A 6,021-nucleotide genomic window follows, 5' to 3' on the forward strand; every position below is an offset into this window, starting at 1 on the left:
CCGGCTGCTCCGGGAGGAGCTGGGCTTCGACGGGGTCGCCGTGACCGACGCGCTGGACATGAAGGGGCTGGCGGTGCACACCGGGGAGGCGGACACGGTGCGCGCGGTCGCGCGCGGCGCCGTGGAGGCGCTGGCCGCCGGGGCCGACCTGCTGTGCCTGGGCAACCCCGCCACGGCCGGGGGCACCGGCCGGGAGGCCTACCTGGCGGCCCATGCGGCGGTGCTGGAGGCCGTGGAGGGCGGCAGGGTGCCCGGGGCGCGGCTGGCCGAGGCGGCCGACCGGGTCGACGCGCTGGCGGAGGCGGTGCGGGGCCGCGTCTGAGGGACCGTTCCGCCCGGGGCCGCCGCGGACCGGCCCCGCCTTGACCCGCCCGCGGGGGTGGGCGAGAGTTGGCCGGATGGACACCGCCGCCCCCGGGGAGCGCCCCGGCGGGGAGGGCCCCGCCGAGGACGACCACCCCATCGAACCGGAACCGCCCTGGCCCAAGAGCCCCACCGGGGTGCGGATCCGCTGCAACCGCTGCGCCGAGCCGCGCCTCTTCGCCGACCGGCACGCCGAGCAGCCGGACGGCTACGCCCCCGGCCCGCACTGCGCCGCGTGCGGGCGGCGCATCGAGTACCGCTGCACCGCGTGCGGGGCGCCCTGGCGGCCGCTCTCCTGAGGGCCGCCGGGAACCCCGCACCGCGCACCCCGCCCCGCCGGGCGCGCGGGGTGTACGGGCCGCGCGGGCCGCGCAGGGGCGGGGGCGCCGGGGCTCAGCGCAGGTCGCGCTTGAGGATCTTGCCGGTGGCGGTCATCGGCAGCGTGTCGCGGAACTCCACCAGGCGCGGGTACTTGTAGGCCGCCAGCCGCTCCTTGGCCCAGGCGACCAGCTCCTCCTCGCCCAGCTCGGCCCCCTCCTCGCGGACCACGTAGGCCTTGATCTCCTCGCCGTGGGACCCGTGCGGCACGCCCACCACCGCGACCAGGCTGACGGCCGGGTGGGTCAGCAGGACCTCCTCCAGCTCCCGGGGGTACACGTTGTACCCGCCGCGGATGATCATGTCCTTGGAGCGGTCGATGATGAAGTAGAAGCCCTCCTCGTCCCGGCGGGCGATGTCGCCGGTGCGGAACCAGCCGTCCTGGAGCACCTGGGCGGTGGCGTCGGGGCGGTTGTAGTACCCCTTCATCACGCAGTGGCCGCGCACCGCGACCTCGCCGGGGCCCTCGCCCTCGACCTCGTTGAACTCGGGGTCGACCAGGCGCATCTCCACGCCCCAGATCGGGCGGCCGATCGACCCGGTCTTCGCCTTGACCTTGGGGTTGTTGAAGGAGACCACCGGGGAGGTCTCGGACAGGCCGTACCCCTCCAGGATCTCCACGCCCAGCCGCTCCTTGACGCTCCTGGCCAGCTCCCCGGGCAGCGCCGCGCCGCCGGAGACCGCGGTGTGCAGCGTGGAGGCGATCTTCTCCAGGTCGTGCTCGCCCTTGGCGCCCAGCAGGCCCCAGTACATGGTCGGCACTCCGCCGAAGGTGGTGACGCCCTCCTTCTCCATGAGCGCCAGCGCCTCGTCGCCGTCGAAGCGCGGCATCAGCACGATGGCGGCGTGCCGGTACAGGGCGGTGTTGAGCTGGGTGGTCTGGCCGAAGATGTGGAACAGCGGCAGCACGGCCAGAAAGACGTCGCGCTCGGCGGAGCCGAACAGCTCGCTCGAACACACCGCGTTGTACAGCAGGTTGTTGTGGCTCAGCTCGGCGCCCTTGGGCGTGCCGGTGGTGCCGCTGGTGTAGATGATGACCGCGGTGTCGTCGGCCTCGGTGCGCACCGTCTCGAAGGTGCCGGGCTGCCCGTCCAGTGCCGCCCAGAGGGTCTCGGCCCCGGCGATCGCCGACTCCTTGGCGCCGGGCTCGGCCGGCAGGTCGATGTAGACGTCGCAGGATTCGACCTGCTCGAAGGCGGCGCGGGCGCGCTCGCCCAGCGGCAGGTCGGGGGTGCCGGTGAAGGCGAACAGCGCCTTGGCCCCCGAGTCCTCCAGGTGGTAGGCGATCTCCCGCGGAGTGAGCAGCACGTTGAGCGGGACCACGATGGCCCCGGCCTTGAGCGCGCCGAAGTAGACGAACGGGAAGTAGGGCGTGTTGGGCGAGGCCAGGGCGACCTTGTCCCCAGGCGCGACGCCCCGCGCGACCAGGAGGTTGGCGACCTGGTTGGCGATCATGTCGACGAGCGCGTAGTTCAGGCGCAGATCGCCGAAGATGAGGCATTCGCGCTCGGGGTTGTTCCGGGCGCCGTCCTCCAGCAGCACGGACAGGTTGAGCATCGCGTCTCCCAAGGGTGCGAGAGGGTGTTCCCGGTCACTTTTTACCGCACGGTAACTTGCGGTGTCCGCACCGGGGGCCCACTCACCCTCCGAACGCCCGGCCCACCGGCCGTTCCGGCCGCCGGAGCGCGGTTCCCGCCGTCGGCCGTGTCGCCCGAGCCGTCCGCGTCCTTTGCCCGGGCCGGGGCGTTGTTCTCGGATCCGGCCCGACGCGGACCAGGCCCTCCTGGCCGGCCCCGTCCCGGACCGCAGGGCGCCGTCGGCGCCTTCGACGGAGCCTTCCACGGGCCCGGCCGGAGACCCCCTAGGCGCCGCCGTCGGACCCCGGGCCGGACTCCGCGTCCGGGCCGGTGCCGGAGGCGCCGTCGGCGCGGGTGAGCGTGGTGCTGCTCGGCTGGGACCGGCTGTCGCTCAGGCCGATCTCCGAGACCCGCCAGCGGTTCCCGGCCACGTCCAGCTCCCCGCCGAGGGTCAGGGTGTGCTCCTCGGCCTCTCCGCCCTCCGGGGTGACGGTGATGGTGACCTGCGGGTCGTCCCCGGGTTCGTGGCCGGTCATCTGCACCGCCGCCATCGCGCCCGAGTCCGTCTCCATGCTCACCGACGTGCCCTCGGTCAGCCGCACCCGCTCCTGGTTCTGGCCCAGGTCCGGCTCGGCGTCCTGGACGGAGGCGGTGTCGGTCTCCGCGTCGCCGGCGCAGGCGGCGGCCCCCAGTGCCACCGCCGCCGCGAGCAGGGCGGCGGGCAGGGCGCGGACGGCGCGGCGGGCGGGAGTGGGGGTCATCGGAGCGGTCTCCAATTGTTCGGCGGCCGCGGCGCGCGGGACGGGTGCCGCCGGCGGGGCCGTGAACGGCCCCGGAACCGGGCGCGCCGGGGGCGGCCACGGGTCACCGCCCCCACCGCATTCTTCCACCGGCCCCCGCGGCCGCGGGGCCGATCCCCCTCAACGAAGGGGTTTCCGGTTGGTGACGGCGGGGTCACTCGGCGCCGTTCTCCACCGGGTCCGGCGTTCACGCCCCGAATGTCGCCCCCGGCGCCTAGGCTCGCCTCGCATCCGCAAACCCTCGGATCAGGCGTGCGGAGGCGGGGCCCACCGGGGGCGCGGTGGGCCCCGCGCGCCCGCGCCGCCGTGCCCGCGCCGCCATGGCGGGGCGCCTCCCCGGTCGCGCTAACCTTGGAGCCGAGGAGAATCCGGCCGGAGACGGCGCAGCCCGAGCGGACCGATCCGTACGGCGCGCCCCGAGCGGCCGAATGCGCCATACGCGGGCCGCCTCCGGCGGCCGCGCGGAGCGAACCGGTAGAGGGACTATTCAGCGATGACAGCGGTTGACGGAGACCGGGTGGCGGGCGACGCCTACGACGCTCGCGCCCTGCAGGACAAGTGGCAGGCCCGCTGGGCGGAGGACAACCCCTTCGTCGCCTCCGAGGACCCGGGGGACACCCGTCCGCGCCGCTATGTCGTGGACATGTTCGCCTACCCCTCCGGCGACCTCCACATGGGCCACGCCGAGGTGTACGCCATCGGCGACGTCATCGCGCGCTACCACTTCCAGCGCGGGGAGAACGTCCTGCACCCCATCGGCTGGGACTCCTTCGGGCTGCCCGCCGAGAACGCGGCCATCCGCAACGGCACCCACCCCGCCGAGTGGACCTACGCCAACATCGAGACCCAGGCCGAGTCGTTCCGGCGCTACGGCATCTCCGTGGACTGGACCCGCCGCCTGCACACCAGCGACCCGGAGTACTACCGGTGGAACCAGTGGTTCTTCCTGAAGTTCTTCGAGCGCGGCCTGGCCTACCGCAAGGACGGGCTGGTCAACTGGTGCCCCAAGGACCAGACCGTGCTCGCCAACGAGCAGGTCGTCCAGGGCCGGTGCGAGCGCTGCGGCTCCGAGGTCGTGCGGCGCAGCCTCAACCAGTGGTACTTCCGCATCACCGACTACGCCCAGCGCCTGCTGGACGACATGGACCAGCTCGAAGGCAAGTGGCCGGACGAGATCCTGACCATGCAGCGCAACTGGATCGGCCGCTCCGAGGGCGCCGACGTCCGGTTCGCCGTCGAGGGGCGCGAGGAGCCGGTCACCGTCTTCACCACCCGGCCCGACACGCTGTACGGGGCCACCTTCTTCGTGGTGGCCGCCGACGCGCCGCTGGCCGAGGAGCTGTGCACCGAGGGGCAGCGCGCGGCGTTCGAGGCCTACCGGAGCGAGGTCGCCAAGCTCAGCGACATCGAGCGCCAGTCCACCGAGCGCGAGAAGACCGGCGTCTTCCTGGGCCGCTACGCGGTCAACCCGGTCAACGGCGAGCGGATCCCGGTCTGGGCCGCCGACTACGTGCTGGCCGACTACGGCCACGGCGCCATCATGGCGGTTCCCGCCCACGACCAGCGCGACCTGGACTTCGCGCTCACCTTCGGCCTGCCGGTGCGCCCGGTGGTCGACACCGGCGAGGACGACCCGGCGCAGACCGGGCTGGCCACCGCAGGCGAGGGCACGCTGATCAACTCCGGCCCGCTGGACGGGCTGTCCAAGGGCGAGGCCATCCCGCGCATCATCGAGATCATCGAGGAGCGCGGCACCGGGACCGGCACCGTCAATTACCGGCTGCGCGACTGGCTGCTGTCCCGCCAGCGGTTCTGGGGCACGCCGATCCCGATCGTCCACTGCCCGGCCTGCGGCGAGGTGCCCGTCCCCGAGGACGAGCTCCCGGTGAAGCTGCCCGACGACATGCGCGGCACGGACCTGGCGCCCAAGGGCATCTCCCCGCTGGCGGCCAATGAGGCCTGGGTGAACGTGGACTGCCCGGCCTGCGGCGGCCCGGCCAAGCGCGACACCGACACCATGGACACCTTCGTCGACTCGTCCTGGTACTTCCTGCGCTACCTGTCGCCGAACCTGGCCACGGCCCCGTTCTCCGAGGACGAGGTCAAGAAGTGGGGCCAGGTCGACCAGTACATCGGCGGCAAGGAGCACGCCACCCTGCACCTGATGTACGCCCGGTTCTTCATCAAGGCCCTGCACGACATGGGCATGCTGGAGTTCACCGAGCCGTTCGCGCGCCTGCTCAACCAGGGGCAGGTCATCAACCGCGGCAAGGCGATGTCCAAGTCGCTGGGCAACGGCGTGGACCTGGGCACCGAGATCGACACCTACGGGGTGGACGCGGTCCGGCTCACCATGCTCTTCGCGGGCCCGCCCGAGGACGACATCGACTGGGCCGACGTGTCCCCCGGCGCGTCGCTGAAGTTCCTGGGCCGCGCCTTCCGGGTGATGGTCCAGGCCGGTGAGGCATCCGCGCCGGGCACCGACCCGGCCACGGGCGACAAGGAGCTGCGCAAGGCCACCCACAGGGCGCTGGCCGAGATCTCCGCCGCCATCGAGGACCACCGGTTCAACGTGGCCATCGCCCGCATGATGGAGCTGGTCACCGCCGCCCGCAAGGCCATCGAGAACGGGCCCGGCGCCGCCGACCCGGCGGTGCGCGAGGCGGCCGAGGCCATCGCCGTCACCCTCTCCCTGGTCGCCCCGTACGCGGCCGAGGAGGGCTGGGAGCGGCTGGGCCACAAGGGGTCGGTGGCCATCGGCAACTGGCGCGAGCCCGACCCGGCGCTGCTGGTGCGCGAGGAGGTCACCGCCGTGGTGCAGGTCAACAGCAAGGTCCGGGACAAGCTGCAGGTGCCGCCGGACATCGACGAGGGCGAGCTGGAGCGGCTGGGGCGGGCCTCGG

At 73.4% G+C, this 6,021-nt stretch carries 5 protein-coding genes (1 of these 5 only partly in view); 3 read left to right on the top strand and 2 right to left on the bottom strand.

Going from position 1 to position 6,021, the window contains the following annotated elements:
• On the top strand, positions 1 to 322 hold the final stretch of the coding sequence (locus D476_RS0128095) for a glycoside hydrolase family 3 N-terminal domain-containing protein (RefSeq protein ID WP_449289418.1). 689 nt of this gene lie to the left of the window's left edge; 322 of the gene's 1,011 nt are visible here — the last part of the coding sequence; the start codon falls outside the window, past its left edge; it ends in the stop codon at positions 320 to 322.
• A 76-nt stretch (positions 323 to 398) separates the two neighbouring features.
• Positions 399 to 662 carry a hypothetical protein gene (locus D476_RS0128100; RefSeq protein ID WP_017627220.1) on the top strand — a complete coding sequence of 88 codons (264 nt, stop codon included), beginning with the start codon at positions 399 to 401 and terminating at the stop codon, positions 660 to 662.
• A 94-nt stretch (positions 663 to 756) separates the two neighbouring features.
• Here the strand turns inward: D476_RS0128100 and D476_RS0128105 are convergent, their stop codons facing one another.
• Positions 757 to 2,298, bottom strand: coding sequence for a long-chain-fatty-acid--CoA ligase (locus D476_RS0128105; protein ID WP_017627221.1), 1,542 nt, complete (start codon positions 2,296 to 2,298; stop codon positions 757 to 759).
• Between the two features lie 304 nt (positions 2,299 to 2,602).
• On the bottom strand, positions 2,603 to 3,079 hold the full coding sequence (locus D476_RS0128110; protein WP_017627222.1) for a DUF6406 domain-containing protein: 477 nt from the start codon (positions 3,077 to 3,079) through the stop codon (positions 2,603 to 2,605).
• Between the two features lie 532 nt (positions 3,080 to 3,611).
• Between D476_RS0128110 and leuS the strand changes: the two genes are divergently transcribed.
• A partial coding sequence (leuS, locus tag D476_RS0128115; RefSeq protein WP_040728110.1) for a leucine--tRNA ligase occupies positions 3,612 to 6,021 on the top strand: 2,410 nt, incomplete at its 3' end.

The sequence above is a fragment of the Nocardiopsis chromatogenes YIM 90109 genome (assembly GCF_000341185.1).
Classification (GTDB): Bacteria; Actinomycetota; Actinomycetes; order Streptosporangiales; family Streptosporangiaceae; genus Nocardiopsis_A; species Nocardiopsis_A chromatogenes.

What these genes read in the sequence shown, in the direction of transcription:
- D476_RS0128110 (WP_017627222.1), bottom strand. Translation starts at nt 3,079, where the DNA reads ATGACCCCCACTCCCGCCCGCCGCGCCGTCCGCGCCCTGCCCGCCGCC.
- D476_RS0128105 (WP_017627221.1), bottom strand. Translation starts at nt 2,298, where the DNA reads ATGCTCAACCTGTCCGTGCTGCTGGAGGACGGCGCCCGGAACAACCCC.
- D476_RS0128100 (WP_017627220.1), top strand. Translation starts at nt 399, where the DNA reads ATGGACACCGCCGCCCCCGGGGAGCGCCCCGGCGGGGAGGGCCCCGCC.